Below are 21,349 nucleotides of genomic sequence, written 5' to 3' on the forward strand. Positions count from 1 at the left end.
GGGCAGGCTCACACCACGCCCGGCGGGTAGCCGTAGTGCGGCCCGCCGCGGACCAGGGCGCGCCAGGCCTCCTCGCCGCCGGAGCGGTCGGGGAAGGCCTGGACGCTGAAACCGTGGGCGGCCTCCAGGGTGAGGGCGCCCGCCGCGCCCTGGTGGACGTCCCGCACCGTCGGACGGGCCCCCGCCAAGACGCGGTTGAGGATCGCCGCGCGGTCGTCGTACAGCGTGCCAAAGGTGTCGAACGCGTCGTCCCCGGCGCCGTCGCGCACGTACGACATGTCGCGCGAGCCCAGCACCACCTGCCCGTCGCGCACGATCCGGAAGGCGCACTGCAGGTGCAGTCCGAGGTCCTCGCCGTGCGCGCCGGTCAGCTCCAGCACGCCCATGCCCGCCGCGCGGCCGACCGAGCGGATCTCCGCCCCGGTCAGCAGCCGCCGGACGTTCTCCTGCTCCGTGTCAGCATCCACCGAACAACCCCTTGGCCTCCTCGACGATCCGATGGTAGTCGTACCCCTGACCGGTGATCCGATCGTGCAGCGCACGGCGCTCGGCGGGGGTCACCTTGCGGCCCAGGTCGCGCTCGACGGATCGCAGGGCGTCCCTGAACTCCTTGTTCTCCGCCTGGTTGCCGCGCGGTGCGTGGTAGCCGTCGTCGTCCTGGCCCCCGGAGTCCCAGGTCTGCTTGAGCTTCTCGAACTCCTTCTCCCAGTCGAGGCCGCCGTCGTTGTGCACGAGGACCGTGGCGCCGCCGGCCCGCACGTAGAAGGTGTGGGCGTGGGCGACGGTGAGGTTGTGGACCGTCCGGGTCTCCGCCCAGGCGCGGACGGCGGTGACGGTGCGGAGCGTGCCGTCGGCGCCCAGGAGCCGGTCGCCGGGCCGGATGTGGCCCGCGGGAATCCAGGCGTGCCGGCCGGGCACCCACAGCGGGTGGTTGTCGGTCGCGGTGAGCGTGCCGGTGGCCTCGCCCGCGTCGCCGTCGGTGTCGACGGTGAAGCGGACCAGGCTCTTCGCCCCGGTGCCGGTGATGACCCGCTGCACGGTCTGCGGCCCCGTGCGGCCGGTGCGCAGGTCGGTGGCGAGTACGCGGTCGCCGACGCGTACATCCTTGATCGGCTTGGCCGTGCCGTCGGCCATGACGACGGGCGTGCCGGGCGTGAAGCTGTTGGCCAGCGGCACCCGGCAGACCTTGCGGGCCTTGCCGAACAGGCCCTTGAAGACGCCGAGCGCCTTCTTGCCCCACTTGCCGAACTTCACGGTGGAGGCGCCGTAGCCGGCGACCGGGACGGCGGAGGCGCAGGACAGGCCGGCGTCCAGCGCGTCGCCCTCGGCGCCGTACCAGGCGCAGTTGGCACCGTCGGCGAACTCGCCGGCGCCCGGGACCAGGCCCGCCACGTCGAGCAGCAGGTGCCCGGTGTCGGACAGGGTCCACTCGGACTCGTCGGCCTCCTCCTCGGCCGCCTCGCGGATCGCCTCCTCGCGGGCCTTGCGGGCCGCCTCGTCCTTGCGCCGGGCCTCTTCCTCGGCGCGCCGCTTGGTCTCGGCGGTGGCCTTGGCGTCCTTGGCCGCCTTGTCGGCGTCCGCGGCGTCCTTGCCGGCGGCCTGGGCGGAAGCGCGGGCCTGCCGGGAGGACTCCGAGGCGTCCTCGGCGGAGTAGCGGGCCCAGGCGGCGGAGGCGCGTGCCTTGTCCGCCGACGTGGTCGCGTCGATCGCGGCGGCGTTCGCGTCGACCTGCGCCTTGTGGGCGGCCCTGGCCGACTGCTGTGCCTGCGCGGCGGACGTGGCCGCCTGGTCGGCTGACTTGTCGGCCTCGGTGGCGTACTTCTTCGCCTCCTGCGCCGACGCGCTCGCCTTGTCGGACCAGGTCCTGGCCTCGCCGGCCTGCTTGCGGGCGAGGGCGGCCGCCTTGAGGGCGTCGGCGGCGTTCTGCTGGGCCGTCGCGGCGACGCCGGCCGCTTCGGCGATCATCTGCTGGACGGCGGCGATGTGGGTGGCGGCCAGGGCGTCCTGGCGGGCGGCCCGGTACTGGCCGACGGTGACGAACTCGTGCAGGACCTGCGGCGCACCCTCGACGGCGACACTCGCCGCCGCCTTGAGTTCGGGGCCGCCGGTGCTGACGAGACGAGAGGCGCGCAGCTGCTCGTCCTTGATCCGGGCGGTGTACTGGCCGGAGGTGAGGAAGGCCCGCAGGGCATCCGTGCCGCCGTCGAGGGCGGCCAGGGCGGCCTCCTTGGTGGCGACGTCGCCGGTGCTGACGAGCTGCGAGACGCGCAGCCGGTAGTCGTTGGCGGCGACCTCGTGCTGTCCGGTCGTCAGGAACGCGTGGATCTGCCCGGCGTCCTTGCCGAGGACCTCCTCGGCGGCCTTGCGCACCGCGGGCGACTCGGCCTCGTCGGCGAGACGCTCGACCCGGGCCTCTTCGTCCTGCTGGGCCGCCTCCGTCCAGCCGGTGCGGACATAGGCCACGACGTCCTGGTCCGAGCCGGCGAGGGCGTCGGCGGCGGCGTTGCTGCTCCACGGGCCGCGGGTCTTCATGGTGACCAGCGCGATCCAGCGGCCCTTGGTGACGATCCGTGCGGGATCCGCGTCCGGCCGGGCCGCGTAAGCGGAGGCCTGGGCGACCACGCCGTCGAGCGCGGTCGACGCCTGGGCGAGCTGGTCGGCCAGACCGGTCTGTAGGTCGTAGGCGGCCTTGCTCTCCCGGGCCGTCTCCAGAGCGTCGGCCGTACGGGCCGTGAGCTCCTCGGCCTCGCTCCGGCGGGTCAGGTCGAAGGTGTCACGGGCCTTCTTGACCGCGGCGGTGGCGGCGTCGGCGGCCTTCTTCGCCTCGCCTGCCTGGGTGGTCGACTCCTTGGCGGCGTCGGTGGCCTTACCGGCCTGGTTGGCCGCCTCGTCCGCGGCCTTGGCCGCGCTCTCGGCGTGGTCGGCGGCGCCGTTGGCGGCGTCCCTGGCCTCCGTGGCCGCTGCGGCGGACTCCTTGGCGAGGCCCTGGGAGACGCCGGCGGCACGGGTCGCCTCGCGGGCCCTGCGGCGGGCCGTGTCGGCGGCGGCGTCGGCCTGTGCGGAGTGCGCCCCGGCGGCCCGGGCGAGTCCGCCCGCCCGGCCGGCCTGGGCGGCCGCCTCGTCGGCGTTGCGGCCGGCGCTCGCGGCGGAGTCCGCGGCGGAGCCGGCGGCGAGCGACGCCACGGAGGCGGCCTGCGCGGCCAGCGCGGCCTCGCGTGCCTGCTTGGCGATGGTCCGGGCCTCCTGCGCCGCCTTGCGGGCGGCGGCGGCCCGGTTCGCGTCACCGGCGGCCGCGGCAGCGGCACTGCGGGCGCGGACGGCGGCATCCTCGGCGCCGGCCGCGGCGATGGCGGCCTGGGACGCGGCGGACGCGGCGACCCGGGCCGCCGCGTTCGCGGCGCGTGCGGCGCTGATGGCCTGCTGCGCGGCGGAGGCGGCGCCCTGGGCGGCGCGTGCGGCGCGGCCCGCGGCGCCGGCGGCCCGCTTGGCGTCGTTGCCGGCGGCGGCGGTCTCCTGGGCGGCCTCCAGTGCGGCCTTCTTCGCCAGGGCGGACGCCTTGACGGCCCGGTCGGAGGCCTCCTTGGCGGCGTCGGTGTGCTGCTTGGCCTGTGCACCGGCCGCCTTGGCCCGTTCGACGAGCTGCGCGACGGTGGCGTGCTCGTTGTCCCGGGCGCGGGCGATGTACTGCCCGACGTCCAGGAACTCCCGTACGTCCTCGATGGTTCCGTCGGCGGCGGCCATGGCGGCCGCCTTCGTGGCCGGTCCGCCGGTGCTGACGATCCGGGAGAGCTCCAGCCGGTCGTCGGCCTCGGCGGCCGTGTACCGGCCCTTCTCCAGGAATGCGCTGACCTGGTCGGGGCCGCCGTCGAGCGCGGCGACCCCGGCGGACTTCACGTTCGGCCCGCCCTCGCTGACCAGCTGCGAGATCCGCAGTTGCCGGTCCTGCTTCAGCGGCGCCTGCCAGCCGTCCCGCAGGAACGCCAGCACCTGTTCGCGATCGCCGCTGTCGAGCGCCTTGAGCGCCGCCTCGCGCACCTTGGGCCCGCTGACCGAGTAGAGCTGCGAGAACAGCATCTGCTCGTCATGGCGTTCGGCCACGGCCTGCTCCTGGTCGAGGAACAGCCGGATGTCGGCGTCGGATCCCTGGAGCGCGGTCTCGGCGGCGGCCCGTACGGAGGGACCTCCGGCGTTCCACGCGTCCAGCACCAGTTGCCGGTCGGTCGCCGGTGCAGTGACGACCGGTCCGTCGTCCGCCGCGGCGGGTGTGAGGGCTCCCATGGTCAGTGAGAGCGTCAGGGCGCCGAGGCACACCGTACGTATGCCACGCGCCCACCTTCCCCCTGCTCTATTCACGTTTTGATTTTCCGTTCAAGAATCCCGCCCGGTCATGGCGGGTTCGCCGAATATCGGCGCGGCGAGCATATCCCCGGCCTGCGTGATGTCCGCACCCGAAGAACGGAGCACCAGGTTCCGGAATTGACGGAGGATCAGCCGGCCGGGTTCCTGCCAATTGCCAGCCGTTATTGGGTTGTTATACCGACCACCCTTGTCAGGAACCTGTGAACGAAGGTGATACGTTCTGAAAAGGCCCTGGGGGAACGGGCCTTCTTCGCGGCTGCCCTGGCGCGCCGCATCTTCGAAGGGAACCACTCGTGAAATTTCGCGTGCGCGGAATGCTGCTCGCGGGCGTCGTCGGCACGGTCGCGACACTGACCTCGATCACCGCACTCACCACGGCGAACGCCGCCCCGCTGACCACGGCGGCGGCTGCCGGGACCACGGACGACGCCGAGACGCAACCGCCCTACGCCGTGGAGGACTTCGGCTATCCGGGCGCCGAGCAAATCCTCAAAGAAAAGGGGATCGTCCTGCGCCGTGGCGATGGTCACATCACCCTGACGGACTGCTCCGCCCCGCACCAGATCCAGGTGTGGACCCTGCAGAACACCGAGGGCCGGTACTGCTTCCGGGTCGCCGGTAAGACCGGATATCTCAGCCTGGAAGTCAATCGCGTCCACGCGATCCGCACGGACGACCTGGCCGTTCGCGCCAGCCTGACGACGGACGGGAAAACCACCACCGTCGACGTCCCCAAGGACGACTACAAACCGGTAGGCGAAGGCGACCAGAAGGACCCGCGTCCCGCGGTCCTCGTGGAACTCAAGGTGACGGGTTGAGCCGGCCGGCGCGCGCGATGAACCCGCCCGCCGCAGCCCCGCTCTCCGCGCCCTCCGACTCGCTAGGAACGCACATGCACAAGCCGCGCCGCCGCGCCGCGGTCGTCTCCCTCGTCTCGGCGGCCGCCGTCGCCGCCGGGGTCCTGGCCACGGCGCCCGCCCACGCCGTCGTGGGCGACAGCCCCAAGGACGGTTCGTACGCCTTCACCGCCAAACTGGACATCGGCAACGGCGCCCGTTCCTGCACCGGCACTCTCGTAGAGCAGCAGTGGCTCGTCACCGCCGCCAGCTGCTTCGCCGAGAACCCGGCCGCCGGTACGCCGGTCGCCGCGGGCGCGCCCCGCTGGAAGACCACGGCCACCATCGGCCGTACGGACCTGAACGCCACCGGCGGAGCCGTCACCGAGGTGGTCGAGCTGGTCCCGCGGACCGACCGCGACCTGGTGATGGCCCGCCTCGCCGCCCCGGTCCCCGGGGTCGCACCGGCGCGGATCGCCACGACTGCCCCGCAGACCGGCGAGGCGCTCGTCGCCGCCGGGTACGGCCGTACCAAGGACGAGTGGGTGCCCGACCGGCTGCACACCGGCGCCTTCACCGCGCAGACCGTCAAGGACGGCTCCCTCGGCCTGGAACCGGCCGCCGCGTCGGAGGCCGCCCTGTGCAAGGGCGACACGGGCGGACCGACCCTGCGCGAGTCCCCGGCCGGTCCGGAGCTCGCCGCTGTCAACAGCCGCTCCTGGCAGGGGGGTTGCCTCGGAACTCCGGCCACCGAGACCCGCAGGGGTGCCACGAGCGTCCGCGTGGACGACATCGCCGGCTGGATCGAGCAGACGGCGCTGCGCAGCCTGCTGCCCCGCTCCGACTGGAAGAAGGCCGACCTGCTCGCGTCCGGCTACTTCACCGGCGGCTCCGCGGGCGCATCCCGCCACATGGACCTGCTGGTGCGCTGGTCGGACGGTTCGGTGAGCCTCTTCCAGGGCGCCGACCGCAACGACCCGCAGGCCCCCTTCGCCGCGCAGTACCAGATCGCCAAGCCGGGCAGCGTGTGGCAGTACGCCCGGGCGATCGCCGGCGGGGGCTTCGCCGACGGCGGCGAGGGTCTGGTCGTGCGCTGGAGCGACGGCGAGGTCAGCCAGTACACGACCGTCGACCGCAGCGGCTTCCACGGCGAGAAGATGCTCACCGCCAAGAACGCCACCTGGCAGAACGCCAAGCTCGTCACCCTCGGCCGCTTCAACGGCGGTTCCCTGCGCGACGACCTGCTCGTCGTGTGGGCGAGCGGCACCGTGTCGATCTACCCCGACCTCGGCGCCAACGCCCTGCGCAAGGAAACCCAGATCGTCAAGAACGTCAAGACGTGGACCTACGCCGAGCAGATCGGCACGGGCGACTTCACCGGCGCCAAGTCCTCCGACCTGATGGTCCGCTGGATCGACGGCGAGACCACGATCTACCCGGCGGTCGACCTCAAGGGCCTGCACGGCGAGAAGACGATCCGCCCCGCCAATTCCCCCTGGAGCAACGCCACGGTCCTGACCACCGGCGCCTTCACCGAGAACAAGGCCGCCAACGACGTCCTCGTCCGCTGGAGCGACGGCCGCCTCACCCTGCACCCGGGAGTGGACGGCACCGGTCTGCACAGCGAGGTGCGGCTCGCCGGCTGACCCGAGCAGCCCGGCGGCATCACCGCGGCGGGTGCCGCGCCGGTACCGGTACCGGCGCGGCACCCGCCGCGGTGATGCCGCCGGGCTGCTCGGGTCAGCCGGCGAGCCGCACCTCGCTGTGCAGACCGGTGCCGTCCACTCCCGGGTGCAGGGTGAGGCGGCCGTCGCTCCAGCGGACGAGGACGTCGTTGGCGGCCTTGTTCTCGGTGAAGGCGCCGGTGGTCAGGACCGTGGCGTTGCTCCAGGGGGAATTGGCGGGGCGGATCGTCTTCTCGCCGTGCAGGCCCTTGAGGTCGACCGCCGGGTAGATCGTGGTCTCGCCGTCGATCCAGCGGACCATCAGGTCGGAGGACTTGGCGCCGGTGAAGTCGCCCGTGCCGATCTGCTCGGCGTAGGTCCACGTCTTGACGTTCTTGACGATCTGGGTTTCCTTGCGCAGGGCGTTGGCGCCGAGGTCGGGGTAGATCGACACGGTGCCGCTCGCCCACACGACGAGCAGGTCGTCGCGCAGGGAACCGCCGTTGAAGCGGCCGAGGGTGACGAGCTTGGCGTTCTGCCAGGTGGCGTTCTTGGCGGTGAGCATCTTCTCGCCGTGGAAGCCGCTGCGGTCGACGGTCGTGTACTGGCTGACCTCGCCGTCGCTCCAGCGCACGACCAGACCCTCGCCGCCGTCGGCGAAGCCCCCGCCGGCGATCGCCCGGGCGTACTGCCACACGCTGCCCGGCTTGGCGATCTGGTACTGCGCGGCGAAGGGGGCCTGCGGGTCGTTGCGGTCGGCGCCCTGGAAGAGGCTCACCGAACCGTCCGACCAGCGCACCAGCAGGTCCATGTGGCGGGATGCGCCCGCGGAGCCGCCGGTGAAGTAGCCGGACGCGAGCAGGTCGGCCTTCTTCCAGTCGGAGCGGGGCAGCAGGCTGCGCAGCGCCGTCTGCTCGATCCAGCCGGCGATGTCGTCCACGCGGACGCTCGTGGCACCCCTGCGGGTCTCGGTGGCCGGAGTTCCGAGGCAACCCCCCTGCCAGGAGCGGCTGTTGACAGCGGCGAGCTCCGGACCGGCCGGGGACTCGCGCAGGGTCGGTCCGCCCGTGTCGCCCTTGCACAGGGCGGCCTCCGACGCGGCGGCCGGTTCCAGGCCGAGGGAGCCGTCCTTGACGGTCTGCGCGGTGAAGGCGCCGGTGTGCAGCCGGTCGGGCACCCACTCGTCCTTGGTACGGCCGTACCCGGCGGCGACGAGCGCCTCGCCGGTCTGCGGGGCAGTCGTGGCGATCCGCGCCGGTGCGACCCCGGGGACCGGGGCGGCGAGGCGGGCCATCACCAGGTCGCGGTCGGTCCGCGGGACCAGCTCGACCACCTCGGTGACGGCTCCGCCGGTGGCGTTCAGGTCCGTACGGCCGATGGTGGCCGTGGTCTTCCAGCGGGGCGCGCCCGCGGCGACCGGCGTACCGGCGGCCGGGTTCTCGGCGAAGCAGCTGGCGGCGGTGACGAGCCACTGCTGCTCTACGAGAGTGCCGGTGCAGGAACGGGCGCCGTTGCCGATGTCCAGTTTGGCGGTGAAGGCGTACGAACCGTCCTTGGGGCTGTCGCCCACGACGGCGTGGGCGGGCGCCGTGGCCAGGACCCCGGCGGCGACGGCGGCCGCCGAGACGAGGGAGACGACCGCGGCGCGGCGGCGCGGCTTGTGCATGTGCGTTCCTAGCGAGTCGGAGGGCGCGGAGAGCGGGGCTGCGGCGGGCGGGTTCATCGCGCGCGCCGGCCGGCTCAACCCGTCACCTTGAGTTCCACGAGGACCGCGGGACGCGGGTCCTTCTGGTCGCCTTCGCCTACCGGTTTGTAGTCGTCCTTGGGGACGTCGACGGTGGTGGTTTTCCCGTCCGTCGTCAGGCTGGCGCGAACGGCCAGGTCGTCCGTGCGGATCGCGTGGACGCGATTGACTTCCAGGCTGAGATATCCGGTCTTACCGGCGACCCGGAAGCAGTACCGGCCCTCGGTGTTCTGCAGGGTCCACACCTGGATCTGGTGCGGGGCGGAGCAGTCCGTCAGGGTGATGTGACCATCGCCACGGCGCAGGACGATCCCCTTTTCTTTGAGGATTTGCTCGGCGCCCGGATAGCCGAAGTCCTCCACGGCGTAGGGCGGTTGCGTCTCGGCGTCGTCCGTGGTCCCGGCAGCCGCCGCCGTGGTCAGCGGGGCGGCGTTCGCCGTGGTGAGTGCGGTGATCGAGGTCAGTGTCGCGACCGTGCCGACGACGCCCGCGAGCAGCATTCCGCGCACGCGAAATTTCACGAGTGGTTCCCTTCGAAGATGCGGCGCGCCAGGGCAGCCGCGAAGAAGGCCCGTTCCCCCAGGGCCTTTTCAGAACGTATCACCTTCGTTCACAGGTTCCTGACAAGGGTGGTCGGTATAACAACCCAATAACGGCTGGCAATTGGCAGGAACCCGGCCGGCTGATCCTCCGTCAATTCCGGAACCTGGTGCTCCGTTCTTCGGGTGCGGACATCACGCAGGCCGGGGATATGCTCGCCGCGCCGATATTCGGCGAACCCGCCATGACCGGGCGGGATTCTTGAACGGAAAATCAAAACGTGAATAGAGCAGGGGGAAGGTGGGCGCGTGGCATACGTACGGTGTGCCTCGGCGCCCTGACGCTCTCACTGACCATGGGAGCCCTCACACCCGCCGCGGCGGACGACGGACCGGTCGTCACTGCACCGGCGACCGACCGGCAACTGGTGCTGGACGCGTGGAACGCCGGAGGTCCCTCCGTACGGGCCGCCGCCGAGACCGCGCTCCAGGGATCCGACGCCGACATCCGGCTGTTCCTCGACCAGGAGCAGGCCGTGGCCGAACGCCATGACGAGCAGATGCTGTTCTCGCAGCTCTACTCGGTCAGCGGGCCCAAGGTGCGCGAGGCGGCGCTCAAGGCGCTCGACAGCGGCGATCGCGAACAGGTGCTGGCGTTCCTGCGGGACGGCTGGCAGGCGCCGCTGAAGCAGGACCGGCAACTGCGGATCTCGCAGCTGGTCAGCGAGGGCGGGCCGAACGTGAAGTCCGCCGGGGTCGCCGCGCTCGACGGCGGCCCCGACCAGGTCAGCGCATTCCTGGAGAAGGGCCGGTACACGGCCGCCGAGGCCGACGACCGGCTGGAGCTCTCCCGGATCGTCAGCACCGGCGGACCGGCCACGAAGGCGGCCGCCATGGCCGCCGCCGACGGAACCATCGAGGACGTACGGGAGTTCCTGGACGTCGGGCAGTACATCGCCCGCGCCCGGGACAACGAGCACGCCACCGTCGCGCAGCTCGTCGAACGGGCCAAGGCGGCCGGTGCACAGGCCAAGCAGCACACCGACGCCGCCAAGGAGGCCTCCGACCGGGCCGTCAAGGCGTCCGCCCTGGCGAAGAAGGCCGCACTGGAGGCCGCCCAGGAGACCGCCGCCGCCGGCAACGACGCCAAGCGGGCCGCCGGCGCCGCGGGCCGCGCCGCACGCGCCGCCCAGGGCGCCGCCTCCGCCGCGCAGCAGGCCATCAGCGCCGCACGCGCCGCGAACGCGGCGGCCCGGGTCGCCGCGTCCGCCGCGTCCCAGGCCGCCATCGCCGCGGCCGGCGCCGAGGATGCCGCCGTCCGCGCCCGCAGTGCCGCTGCCGCGGCCGCCGGTGACGCGAACCGGGCCGCCGCCGCCCGCAAGGCGGCGCAGGAGGCCCGGACCATCGCCAAGCAGGCACGCGAGGCCGCGCTGGCCGCGCAGGCCGCCTCCGTGGCGTCGCTCGCCGCCGGCTCCGCCGCGGACTCCGCCGCGAGCGCCGGCCGCAACGCCGACGAGGCGGCCGCCCAGGCCGGCCGGGCGGGCGGACTCGCCCGGGCCGCCGGGGCGCACTCCGCACAGGCCGACGCCGCCGCCGACACGGCCCGCCGCAGGGCCCGCGAGGCGACCCGTGCCGCCGGCGTCTCCCAGGGCCTCGCCAAGGAGTCCGCCGCAGCGGCCACGGAGGCCAGGGACGCCGCCAACGGCGCCGCCGACCACGCCGAGAGCGCGGCCAAGGCCGCGGACGAGGCGGCCAACCAGGCCGGTAAGGCCACCGACGCCGCCAAGGAGTCGACCACCCAGGCAGGCGAGGCGAAGAAGGCCGCCGACGCCGCCACCGCCGCGGTCAAGAAGGCCCGTGACACCTTCGACCTGACCCGCCGGAGCGAGGCCGAGGAGCTCACGGCCCGTACGGCCGACGCTCTGGAGACGGCCCGGGAGAGCAAGGCCGCCTACGACCTACAGACCGGTCTGGCCGACCAGCTCGCCCAGGCGTCGACCGCGCTCGACGGCGTGGTCGCCCAGGCCTCCGCTTACGCGGCCCGGCCGGACGCGGATCCCGCACGGATCGTCACCAAGGGCCGCTGGATCGCGCTGGTCACCATGAAGACCCGCGGCCCGTGGAGCAGCAACGCCGCCGCCGACGCCCTCGCCGGCTCGGACCAGGACGTCGTGGCCTATGTCCGCACCGGCTGGACGGAGGCGGCCCAGCAGGACGAAGAGGCCCGGGTCGAGCGTCTCGCCGACGAGGCCGAGTCGCCCGCGGTGCGCAAGGCCGCCGAGGAGGTCCTCGGCAAGGACGCCGGGCAGATCCACGCGTTCCTGACGACCGGACAGCACGAGGTCGCCGCCAACGACTACCGGCTGCGCGTCTCGCAGCTCGTCAGCACCGGCGACGTCGCCACCAAGGAGGCCGCCCTGGCCGCCCTCGACGGCGGCACGGATGCCCTGCGGGCCTTCCTCACCTCCGGCCAGTACACCGCCCGGATCAAGGACGAGCAGCTGCGCGCCTCTCGTCTCGTCAGCACCGGCGGCCCCGAACTCAAGGCGGCGGCGAGTGTCGCCGTCGAGGGTGCGCCGCAGGTCCTGCACGAGTTCGTCACCGTCGGCCAGTACCGGGCCGCCCGCCAGGACGCCCTGGCCGCCACCCACATCGCCGCCGTCCAGCAGATGATCGCCGAAGCGGCCGGCGTCGCCGCGACGGCCCAGCAGAACGCCGCCGACGCCCTCAAGGCGGCCGCCCTCGCCCGCAAGCAGGCCGGCGAGGCCAGGACCTGGTCCGACAAGGCGAGCGCGTCGGCGCAGGAGGCGAAGAAGTACGCCACCGAGGCCGACAAGTCAGCCGACCAGGCGGCCACGTCCGCCGCGCAGGCACAGCAGTCGGCCAGGGCCGCCCACAAGGCGCAGGTCGACGCGAACGCCGCCGCGATCGACGCGACCACGTCGGCGGACAAGGCACGCGCCTCCGCCGCCTGGGCCCGCTACTCCGCCGAGGACGCCTCGGAGTCCTCCCGGCAGGCCCGCGCTTCCGCCCAGGCCGCCGGCAAGGACGCCGCGGACGCCGACAAGGCGGCCAAGGACGCCAAGGCCACCGCCGAGACCAAGCGGCGCGCCGAGGAAGAGGCCCGGCGCAAGGACGAGGCGGCCCGCAAGGCCCGCGAGGAGGCGATCCGCGAGGCGGCCGAGGAGGAGGCCGACGAGTCCGAGTGGACCCTGTCCGACACCGGGCACCTGCTGCTCGACGTGGCGGGCCTGGTCCCGGGCGCCGGCGAGTTCGCCGACGGTGCCAACTGCGCCTGGTACGGCGCCGAGGGCGACGCGCTGGACGCCGGCCTGTCCTGCGCCTCCGCCGTCCCGGTCGCCGGCTACGGCGCCTCCACCGTGAAGTTCGGCAAGTGGGGCAAGAAGGCGCTCGGCGTCTTCAAGGGCCTGTTCGGCAAGGCCCGCAAGGTCTGCCGGGTGCCGCTGGCCAACAGCTTCACGCCCGGCACGCCCGTCGTCATGGCCGACGGCACGGCCAAGCCGATCAAGGATGTACGCGTCGGCGACCGCGTACTCGCCACCGACCTGCGCACCGGCCGCACGGGGCCGCAGACCGTGCAGCGGGTCATCACCGGCACCGGGGCGAAGAGCCTGGTCCGCTTCACCGTCGACACCGACGGCGACGCGGGCGAGGCCACCGGCACGCTCACCGCGACCGACAACCACCCGCTGTGGGTGCCCGGCCGGCACGCCTGGATTCCCGCGGGCCACATCCGGCCCGGCGACCGGCTCCTGGGCGCCGACGGCACGCTCCGCACCGTCACCGCCGTCCGCGCCTGGGCGGAGACCCGGACGGTCCACAACCTCACCGTCGCCCACGCCCACACCTTCTACGTGCGGGCCGGCGGCGCCACGGTCCTCGTGCACAACGACGGCGGCCTCGACTGGGAGAAGGAGTTCGAGAAGCTCAAGCAGACCTGGGACTCCGGGGGCCAGGACGACGACGGCTACCACGCACCGCGCGGCAACCAGGCGGAGAACAAGGAGTTCAGGGACGCCCTGCGATCCGTCGAGCGCGACCTGGGCCGCAAGGTGACCCCCGCCGAGCGCCGTGCGCTGCACGATCGGATCACCGGTCAGGGGTACGACTACCATCGGATCGTCGAGGAGGCCAAGGGGTTGTTCGGTGGATGCTGACACGGAGCAGGAGAACGTCCGGCGGCTGCTGACCGGGGCGGAGATCCGCTCGGTCGGCCGCGCGGCGGGCATGGGCGTGCTGGAGCTGACCGGCGCGCACGGCGAGGACCTCGGACTGCACCTGCAGTGCGCCTTCCGGATCGTGCGCGACGGGCAGGTGGTGCTGGGCTCGCGCGACATGTCGTACGTGCGCGACGGCGCCGGGGACGACGCGTTCGACACCTTTGGCACGCTGTACGACGACCGCGCGGCGATCCTCAACCGCGTCTTGGCGGGGGCCCGTCCGACGGTGCGGGACGTCCACCAGGGCGCGGCGGGCGCCCTCACCCTGGAGGCCGCCCACGGTTTCAGCGTCCAGGCCTTCCCCGACCGCTCCGGCGGCGAGGAGGCCTGGCGCGCCCTGGTCCGCGGCGGGCCGCACTACGGCTACCCGCCGGGCGTGGTGTGAGCCTGCCCGGGGTCACAGACCGAAAAGGCCGGGGTTCTCGGCCAGTTCCTTGAAGTGGGCCTGAGGGTTCGCCGCCAGACGGCGGGCCTTCAGGTCCAGCAGGCCGCCGACCGCTGTGATCTCGGCGGCGACCGTGCCGTCCGTCTTGCGGATCGTCTGCCGGATGCGGAACGTCTTGCCCTCGCCCCACTCGAAGGCGCACGTCACGTCGACCTCGTCGCCGGCGAGCAGCTCGCGCTGGTAGCGGATGGTGGTCTCCAGGGCGACCGGTCCGACGCCCGTCGCGATCAGCCCGGCCTGGGTGATGCCGGCCGCCTGCAGCAGCGACCAGCGCGCGTGCTCGGCGTAGTTGAGGTACACGCTCTGGTTCAGGTGCCCCTGGACGTCGGTCTCGTATCCGCGGACGGTGATCCGGACGGAGAACGGCTCGCTCATCACTTCCCCTTCGCGTTCCTTGCAGTGACCACCGATCTTGGCACGCCCCGCACACCGGCCGCCGGGACTCCTCACACCCGGCGCGGGGAAGCGAGCAGATAGCGGGCCCGGGTGCGGGGCTCGGTGTACTCGCCGGTCTGCCAGCCCGCCCGCTCCAGCGCGGCCGCGCAGGCGCTCAGCGCCGAGGGGTCCTCCGCCCGCACCGCCACGGCCTCCGGCTGGGGCGTCGCCCGCACCCGGTACCCCTCCTGCCCGCCCCCGGCAGGCCGCTGCCCGGCCGCCTCCAGGGCCAGCGCCGCGGCCTGCACCAGGTGCGCGCGCTCCCAGCCGCACGGCCGGTCGGTCGCACCGTCGGGGTTGGTCATACGGCGCAGCTCCAGCAGCCCCTGCCAGGCGCTGTGCACCTCGCGCGCCCGGCCCGGGCCGGTGTCCGGTGGTTCCTCCTCGCCTCCCGCCCGCGCGGTGAAGACACCGGTCGACGGCTGCGCGGGCGCCGGTTCGGGTGGCGCCGTCTCGGGCGTTTCCCGTATCCGGTGCCCGGCCGGCGTGAGGAAATGGTCGTGCGGCGGACGCGGATGCCGGAATGCCAGCCCGTGCTTCACCAGCGCCGCGAGCTGTGCCGGCGTCCCGCGCAGCCGCCCGCTGACCGGGTCGGCGGCGTCGATGACACGCCGCTGCGCGGCGGTGGGCGGTCGGCTCACGGCGTGCTCCTTCCTGCGCGGGTCCCGCTGCCGGGATCCAGGCACCTCTCGTCGGATCACCCCGGCGTCGCGGGGCCTGGCACGCTCCCCGTTCGCCAGAGCTCGGGGGGCCTGCCCGAGGAGCGCCTACCGCTTCGCAGGCTACGCGGGGGGTCTGACATTCCAGCCGGCGATCACCGGCCGCCCGTGCTCGGTGCCCAGCCGGCACAGCGACCCGGTCGCCAGCTGGAACAGCGCCCCGTGCTCGGGCGGAAGGCCCAGCCGCCGGGCGGTCAGCACCCGCAGGAAGTGTCCGTGGGCGACCAGGAGCACCACGCCCTCCGTGTTGGCGAGGGCGGCGTCCACCTTGCCCAGCATCCGGTCGGCGCGCTCCGCGACCTGCTCCGGGCTCTCCCCGGGGTGATCGGGCGGCCCGGGCACGACCCCGTCCGTGAACAGGAACCACCCCGGCCGGTCGCGCTGGATCTGCACGGTGGTGACGCCCTCGTAGCCGCCGTAGTCCCACTCCCGCAGATCGGCGTCCACGCGCGCGTCGTGCACCCCGATCAGCTCGGCCGTCTCGCGCGCCCGTTGCAGAGGGCTGACGAACGCGGCGCCGATCCGGTGCGAGCGGATCAGCGGCACCAGCCGCCGTGCCTCCTCCCGCCCGTGCTCGGTCAGCGGGACGTCCGTCCACCCGGTGTGCCGCCCGGAACGGGACCACTCGGTCTCACCGTGCCGGACCAGAAAGAGATCACCCACGCCTCACAGGCTACGGGCCCACTCCTCGAGCCGCGCGAGGTCCGGCTCCCGCAGTACTCTGCGCGGGTCGATCCTGAGCAGCGGCGCGGGCCCGTCGTGGTGGGCGACGGCGTACCGTACGCCGTGCTCGGTGACCGTGCTCCTACTGCCGGTACCCGCTCAGAAACCGCCCGATCCGGCCGATCGCCGCCTCCAGGTCCTCCGCGTGCGGCAGGGTCAGGATGCGGAAGTGGTCGGGGGTGGGCCAGTTGAAGCCGGTGCCCTGGACGACCTGGATCTTCTCGCGCAGCAGCAGGTCGAGGACGAACTTCTCGTCGTCGTGGATCTTGTGGACCTTGGGATCGAGGCGCGGGAAGGCGTACAGAGCCCCCTTGGGTTTCACGCAGCTCACGCCGGGGATCTCGTTCAGCCTCTCCCACGCCACGTCCCGCTGCTCGCGCAGCCGCCCGCCGGGCGCGGTCAGCTCGCGGATGGACTGCCGGCCGCCGAGCGCGGCCTGGATGGCGTACTGGGCGGGCGCGTTGGCGCACAGGCGCATGGAGGCCAGCATGGCCAGGCCCTCCAGGTAGCTCTTCGCGTGCTGCTTCGGGCCGGTGACCACGAGCCAGCCGGAGCGGAAGCCGGCCACCCGGTATGTCTTGGACAGGCCACAGAAGGTGAGGACGACCAGGTCGGGGGCGAGGGCCGCGGCGCAGTGGTGCACGGCGTCGTCGTAGAGGATCTGGTCGTAGATCTCGTCGGCGAAGACCATCAGGCCGTGCCTGCGGGCCAGGTCGAGGACGCCCTCGACGACCTCCTTCGGGTAGACCGCGCCGGTGGGGTTGTTGGGATTGATGAGGACGACCGCCTTGGTGCGGCCGGTGATCTTCGACTCGATGTCGGCGAGGTCGGGGTACCACTCGGCCTGCTCGTCGCACAGGTAGTGGACGGCCTTGCCGCCCGCGAGGGTCGTCACGGCCGTCCACAGCGGGAAGTCCGGGGCGGGGATGAGGATCTCGTCGCCGTCCTCGATCAGCGCCTGTACGGCCATGGAGACCAGTTCGCTGACGCCGTTGCCGAGGAAGACGTCGTCGACGTCGACCGCCAGGCCGAGGCTCTGGTAGCGCTGGGCGACCGCGCGGCGGGCGGAGAGGATGCCCCGCGAGTCGGTGTAGCCGTGCGCCTGCGGCAGCATCCGGATCATGTCCTGGAGGATCTCCTCCGGCGCTTCGAAGCCGAAGAGGGCCGGGTTGCCGGTGTTCAGCCGCAGCACGCTGTGCCCGGCCTCCTCCAGCGCGTTGGCGTGCTCGATCACCGGCCCGCGGATCTCGTAACAGACCTCGCTGAGCTTGTTCGACTGCCGGAACTCCATGCGCCCCTCCGGAAACTCGTGGTGCTTGGTTTTACCAAGTGAGAGCTTGGAAAGTCCAACAACATGTCTAGACTGCGTCGCATGTCACCCCGCACCCGCCGCAGTTACGACCAGTACTGCTCCGCCGCCCGCGCCCTCGACGTCGTCGGCGACCGCTGGACCCTGCTGATCGTCCGGGAACTGCTCGCCGGACCGCGCCGCTACACCGACCTGCATGCCGACCTGCCGGGCGTCAGCACGGACGTGCTCGCCTCCCGGCTGAAGGACATGGAACAGGGCGGCCTCGCCACCCGGCGCCGGCTGCCGCCGCCGGGAGCCGCCTTCGTCTACGAACTGACGCCGCGCGGGCGGCAGTTGCTGCCCGTACTCCAAGCTCTCGGTACCTGGGGCGAGGCGGAACTGGGGGAGCGGCGGCCCACCGACGCCGTCCGCGCTCACTGGTTCGCCCTGCCGCTGCTGCGCGCGATCGACGGCGCCGGACTGGTCGAAGTGGGGCTGGAGGAGGGCGTGTTCCATCTGCGCGCCGGAGCCGAGGAGGGGCCGGTCTACGGCGACGGCACCGCGCCCGGCGAGCCCGACGCCCGGCTAGTCATGGACTCCGCGACCTGTACGGCGCTCTCCCGCGGCGAGACGAGCCTCGCCGAAGCGATCCGCGCGGGCCGCGTCGAGGTGACCGGTGACGGCGCCCTCGCCAAGGAACTGCGCGAGGGGCCCGCCGCATGACCATGCGGCGGGCCCCTCGACGGTCCGTCAGGCGTTCGGCGGCACGGAGGACGGGCGTCCCCGTCCCCGCGTCAGCGCGTACCCGCCTATGCCCGCGAGCGCGGCCAGCACACCGCCGATCGCGGTCCACACCCAGCGGTCGGACCACCAGCCGGACGACCAGCCGCCGTCCGGCTCGACGCTCGCCAGCACGGCCGCCTTCTTCGAGTCGTCCTTGTCCTGCCGCGCCGTGACGGCGACGCCGGGCACCAGCGGCTCGGCCAGCCGGCCGTCCACGGCCGCCGCGCCGCCGATGTCCTTGGACCGCACGCGCAGTTCGGCGTTCACCGGCTGCCCGAGGTCGGCCGTCTGCACGCCCACCGCCGTCAGCCGGACGTAGTACGTACCCGGCAGCGGGTCGTTCGCCCACGGCTCCGACCAGGCGCGCACCGTGCGCAGCACGCACGTCAGCTCCAGCGAGGACGTCCCCGCGCCAGCCGTGCGGGTCTGTGCGCCGTACTGGCAGGCCTGACGGCGCCGGAGGCCGTCGTACACGTCGACCTGCCAGGTCTGCGCCGTGTGCGTCTGCGGCAGCTTCACCGTGGCCTTCACGGTGGGCCGCTGCTCGGCGTCCGCCGGGAACGACCAGTACAGGTAGTCACCCGTGGAGGCGCTCGCGGTGGCGGTCTGCCCCTGCTCCACCTCCGTCGCCGTACGGAACGACGTGCCCGCCGACGCCGGTGCCGCGGTGGAGCCGGACGGGCTCGGTGACGGGGACGAGTCGGCCGCCGCGGGGGCGGCGGCGAGGCCGAGCGTCAGCAGGGCAGCGCCCAACACCTGGGTGATCCTCATCAGTTCGTCCTCCACACCGCGACGCGCCAGCGCGACAGCCAGCCCCACACCACACCCGCGAGGAAGCCGATCAGCACCAGCAGGCCGAGCAGCCACCAGCCGCGCCCGAGACCGAACGACGCCACGTCGTCCGCCTGCGACGGGCCGTCGACCACGTCCACGGTCAGCTCCAGCGGCATGCCGGGCGTGGCCTTCACGCCGGGCGCCGCCGAGAAGGAGTTCGTCACCGCGAGGCACACCGTCTCCGCCGGCGCGTTCTCGTCGTCGCTGTCCGCCTTCGGGTAGCGCAGACCCGTCGAGGCGACATCCGTACGGCCGTTGCCGGCCGCCTCACCGCGCACGATCTCCCGGCCGTGCACCGTGACCGCGCGCAGCAGCACGCCGTAGTCCGGGTGCATCGAGCGGTCCGCGGCCACGCTCACCGAGGCGCGCAGCTCCTGGCCGGGCTTCACGTCCACCCGGTACCAGCGCTGCTGCCCGAACTCCTCGCGGTCGGTGTACAGGCCCGAGTTCAGCGTCGGCGCCTTGGCGCACGAGGACGCGCCGTCGGTGGCGACCGGCGTGACCACCGGGTCGGCCGCCCGGTCCACCAACTGGTTGACCTTGTCGGCGAGTTCGCCGGTGTGCTCCACCGATGTGTAGGTGCCGCCGGTGGCCTCGGCGATGCAGCTGAGCTGTCGGCGCATCTTCACGTTCGGCACCAGGCCGAGGGTGTCGATGGTCAGGCCGATGCCCTTTGCGGCTATGTCGCGGGCCACCTCGCACGGGTCGAGCGGGGCGCAGGTGTCCTCGCCGTCGCTGATCAGCACGATCCGCTTGGAGCCGGTGCCGCCGTCCAGGTCTCCGGCCGCCTTGAGCAGGGCCGGCCCGATCGGCGTCCAGCCGGTCGGGTTGAGCGTGGCCACCGCCGTCTTGGCCTCGGTGCGGTCCAGCGGACCGACCTTGTACAGCTGCGCGGTGTCCTTGCAGCCGGTCTGCCGGTCGTCGCCCGGGTAGGTGGCGCCCAGCGTGCGGATGCCGAGCTGCACCTCCTCGGGCGTTGCGTCCAGCACCTCGTTGAACGCCTGCTTGGCCGCCGACATGCGCGACTGCCCGTCGATGTCCCGCGTCCGCATCGACCCGCTGACGTCGATCACGAGGTCGACCTTCGGCGCGCTTGCGGTGGTCTCGTCGGCGACCGCCCCCGCCGGGAACGCGAGCCCGGCCGCGAGCGCGGCGAGCAGGGCGCCGACGCCCGCCGCCAGCCGTTGTCTTCTGATCATCGGCGGATCCTATTGATCTGTGCCGCCCGGCTCCAAAACGGTCCGTCAGGCGAGCGGTGACGGCAGCCGCGTCCACTGGTCGCCGGGCGCGTCCGGCGACAGCCGCATCAGCGTCAGCGCCTTCACCGGCAACGGCTCCTGACACAGCGCCACCAGGTCGGCGGTGCGCGGCAGATCCCCTATGGCCGCCGCCAGGGCCGCCCGCAGCGCGGGACCGTTGCCCGCGGTGGCGGCCAGCCCACCCGCCACCAGCGAGCCGAACAGCTTGCGCCGCAGCGCCGTCACGTCGTCCGTGACGATCCGGCCCGCGAGGTCACCGGGGACCGCGATGCCGTGCCGGGCCAGCCGGGCGGGGCTGACCCGGATGTCGGCCAGATCCCGGTAGACCAGACGCTGCGGCTCGCCCGCCGGGCCCAGCACCACCAGCAGGTTCTGCCCGTGCGCCTCCAGCGCCGCGCCCAGCTCCAGCAGCCGCAGCCCCACGGACAGCGCCAGCCGGGCGAAGTCGGCGAGCCAGGCGGGGGAGTGCGGCCCGGCCAGAGCGGCCACCGGCACCACCTCCTCACCCGGTCCCGCGTACACCTCCGGCGCCTCGCGCAGCTGGACCGCCAGGTCGGGGGAGTGGGCGGTGGCCGCACCCAGCGTGCGCGTGACGTGCAGCAGCCCGTCCGTGTGCGCGGCGAGCCGCTCGCCGAACTCCGAAAGCGAGGCCGCCATGCGCACCGAGCCGACCGAGATGTCCCGCACCGAGGACGTCAGCCGGGTGCTCAGCGCGGTCTTCACATGCGGGCCGCCGGGCAGCGCGAGCGTGCGCAGCGCCATCAGCGGATGCGCGGCGAGCGTGGACTGGCCGGTCCGCTTCAGCACATGCCCGGCCTGCCACGGATGCACCGGCAGCAGCAGCCACTCCCCGTCCCGCAGCCACTGGGGCCACGCTCCGCTCACCAGGCACCCGGCCGCCGGCACCGGCAGCAGCTCCAGCTCCACCACCGGCCGGTGCTCGGGTGCGTACGCCAGCTGCTCCGCCACCGAGAAACCGGGCCGCGAGCGGCAGCACGGATGGTAGGGATGCCCGTCGACGACCCGCTGCTCCCACTCCCAGCCCTGCGCAGGCCGCTCCCGCGGGCACCCCCGCTGCCCGGCCCGGGACAGCGCGAGCGAGGCGACGCTGTGCCCCAGCTCGGTCGCGAAACCCGCCGCGTGCGGCACCGCCAGGTCCGTCATCAGCCGCTCCGGGCGCTCGTACGCCACACCGTCGAGGTGTACGGCGCCGACGTACGCGTCGGTGGCGTACGCGTCCGGCACCGGGCCGTGCAGCCGGCGGCCGTCCGCCAGGTGCAGGGTGAGGCCGTCGCCGCCCTCCTTCCGGCGCGTGATCCAGGGCAGTGGCTCGTGGCCGAGGCCGCGCCACAGGCGGGTCAGCACGGCGGCGCGCGCGCCGGGCAGCGCGGCCCGGTACCGGGGCACCAGGCCGGGACGCTCGGCGGCGAGTTCGGCGGCGACCTCCGCCTCGGCGGTGGGGGGTTGGTGCACGGGC

The 21,349-nt window shown here is 73.4% G+C and carries 18 protein-coding genes; 6 read left to right on the forward strand and 12 right to left on the reverse strand.

Features of this window, described 5'->3' with window-relative positions:
* Positions 1-8 precede the first annotated feature (8 nt).
* The 3 genes from ACF1GV_RS09280 to ACF1GV_RS09290 form a co-directional block, all read right to left on the reverse strand.
* Entirely contained in the window at positions 9-467 is a 459-nt protein-coding gene (locus ACF1GV_RS09280; protein WP_391679558.1) for a hypothetical protein, read from the reverse strand.
* Complete coding sequence (locus ACF1GV_RS09285; protein WP_391679560.1) at positions 457-4,278, reverse strand: polymorphic toxin-type HINT domain-containing protein; 3,822 nt, start codon at positions 4,276-4,278, stop codon at positions 457-459. Before ACF1GV_RS09285 ends, ACF1GV_RS09280 begins: the two co-directional genes overlap by 11 nt.
* Before the next feature lie 90 nt (positions 4,279-4,368).
* Complete coding sequence (locus ACF1GV_RS09290) at positions 4,369-4,650, reverse strand: hypothetical protein (protein WP_391679562.1); 282 nt, start codon at positions 4,648-4,650, stop codon at positions 4,369-4,371.
* A 2-nt stretch (positions 4,651-4,652) separates the two neighbouring features.
* On the opposite strand from ACF1GV_RS09290, the gene ACF1GV_RS09295 reads away from it, so the two are divergent.
* Positions 4,653-5,177, forward strand: a complete 525-nt coding sequence (locus tag ACF1GV_RS09295) for a hypothetical protein (protein WP_391679564.1) — start codon at positions 4,653-4,655, stop codon at positions 5,175-5,177.
* Positions 5,178-5,251: 74 nt separating this feature from the next.
* Entirely contained in the window at positions 5,252-6,841 is a 1,590-nt protein-coding gene (locus ACF1GV_RS09300; protein ID WP_391679566.1) for a S1 family peptidase, read from the forward strand.
* Positions 6,842-6,935: 94 nt separating this feature from the next.
* Here ACF1GV_RS09300 and ACF1GV_RS09305 read toward each other — a convergent pair whose 3' ends face one another.
* Both ACF1GV_RS09305 and ACF1GV_RS09310 read right to left on the reverse strand, forming a co-directional pair.
* Positions 6,936-8,525, reverse strand: coding sequence for a S1 family peptidase (locus tag ACF1GV_RS09305; protein WP_391679566.1), 1,590 nt, complete (start codon positions 8,523-8,525; stop codon positions 6,936-6,938).
* A gap of 74 nt (positions 8,526-8,599) precedes the next feature.
* Positions 8,600-9,124, reverse strand: a complete 525-nt coding sequence (locus tag ACF1GV_RS09310) for a hypothetical protein (RefSeq protein ID WP_391679564.1) — start codon at positions 9,122-9,124, stop codon at positions 8,600-8,602.
* Positions 9,125-9,126: 2 nt separating this feature from the next.
* Here ACF1GV_RS09310 and ACF1GV_RS09315 point away from each other — a divergent pair, with 2 nt between their 5' ends.
* The 3 genes from ACF1GV_RS09315 to ACF1GV_RS09325 all read left to right on the forward strand — a co-directional run bounded on the left by ACF1GV_RS09315 (position 9,127) and on the right by ACF1GV_RS09325 (position 13,768).
* Positions 9,127-9,408 (forward strand): hypothetical protein, encoded by a 282-nt coding sequence (locus ACF1GV_RS09315; RefSeq protein WP_391679562.1) that lies wholly within the window; start codon positions 9,127-9,129, stop codon positions 9,406-9,408.
* A 90-nt stretch (positions 9,409-9,498) separates the two neighbouring features.
* Entirely contained in the window at positions 9,499-13,320 is a 3,822-nt protein-coding gene (locus tag ACF1GV_RS09320) for a polymorphic toxin-type HINT domain-containing protein (protein WP_391679560.1), read from the forward strand.
* The gene (locus ACF1GV_RS09325; RefSeq protein WP_391679558.1) at positions 13,310-13,768 is read left to right on the forward strand and encodes a hypothetical protein; all 459 of its coding nucleotides are present in this window, start codon (positions 13,310-13,312) and stop codon (positions 13,766-13,768) included. The genes ACF1GV_RS09320 and ACF1GV_RS09325 overlap by 11 nt, the downstream gene beginning before the upstream one ends.
* A gap of 12 nt (positions 13,769-13,780) precedes the next feature.
* Here ACF1GV_RS09325 and ACF1GV_RS09330 read toward each other — a convergent pair whose 3' ends face one another.
* The 4 genes from ACF1GV_RS09330 to ACF1GV_RS09345 all read right to left on the reverse strand — a co-directional run bounded on the left by ACF1GV_RS09330 (position 13,781) and on the right by ACF1GV_RS09345 (position 16,996).
* Positions 13,781-14,203: an acyl-CoA thioesterase gene (locus tag ACF1GV_RS09330; protein WP_391679557.1), complete on the reverse strand. Its 423-nt coding sequence runs from the start codon at positions 14,201-14,203 to the stop codon at positions 13,781-13,783.
* A gap of 71 nt (positions 14,204-14,274) precedes the next feature.
* Entirely contained in the window at positions 14,275-14,904 is a 630-nt protein-coding gene (locus ACF1GV_RS09335; RefSeq protein ID WP_391679556.1) for a hypothetical protein, read from the reverse strand.
* 141 nt (positions 14,905-15,045) lie between these two features.
* The gene (locus ACF1GV_RS09340) at positions 15,046-15,645 is read right to left on the reverse strand and encodes a histidine phosphatase family protein (RefSeq protein ID WP_391679555.1); all 600 of its coding nucleotides are present in this window, start codon (positions 15,643-15,645) and stop codon (positions 15,046-15,048) included.
* Positions 15,646-15,787: 142 nt separating this feature from the next.
* Positions 15,788-16,996, reverse strand: a complete 1,209-nt coding sequence (locus tag ACF1GV_RS09345; protein WP_391679552.1) for a pyridoxal phosphate-dependent aminotransferase — start codon at positions 16,994-16,996, stop codon at positions 15,788-15,790.
* Positions 16,997-17,077: 81 nt separating this feature from the next.
* On the opposite strand from ACF1GV_RS09345, the gene ACF1GV_RS09350 reads away from it, so the two are divergent.
* Positions 17,078-17,719, forward strand: coding sequence for a winged helix-turn-helix transcriptional regulator (locus ACF1GV_RS09350; protein WP_391679551.1), 642 nt, complete (start codon positions 17,078-17,080; stop codon positions 17,717-17,719).
* 27 nt (positions 17,720-17,746) lie between these two features.
* Here the strand turns inward: ACF1GV_RS09350 and ACF1GV_RS09355 are convergent, their stop codons facing one another.
* From ACF1GV_RS09355 to ACF1GV_RS09365, 3 genes are read right to left on the reverse strand one after another with little or no spacing between them, the layout of a single operon-like run.
* Positions 17,747-18,550, reverse strand: a complete 804-nt coding sequence (locus tag ACF1GV_RS09355; RefSeq protein ID WP_391679548.1) for a hypothetical protein — start codon at positions 18,548-18,550, stop codon at positions 17,747-17,749.
* Positions 18,550-19,812 carry a VWA domain-containing protein gene (locus ACF1GV_RS09360; protein WP_391679546.1) on the reverse strand — a complete coding sequence of 421 codons (1,263 nt, stop codon included), beginning with the start codon at positions 19,810-19,812 and terminating at the stop codon, positions 18,550-18,552. Before ACF1GV_RS09360 ends, ACF1GV_RS09355 begins: the two co-directional genes overlap by 1 nt.
* A gap of 45 nt (positions 19,813-19,857) precedes the next feature.
* Positions 19,858-21,345, reverse strand: coding sequence for an IucA/IucC family protein (locus ACF1GV_RS09365; protein ID WP_391679543.1), 1,488 nt, complete (start codon positions 21,343-21,345; stop codon positions 19,858-19,860).
* Positions 21,346-21,349: the final 4 nt, after the last annotated feature.

Source organism: Streptomyces sp. NPDC014006, from assembly GCF_043088925.1.
GTDB lineage: Bacteria > Actinomycetota > Actinomycetes > Streptomycetales > Streptomycetaceae > Streptomyces.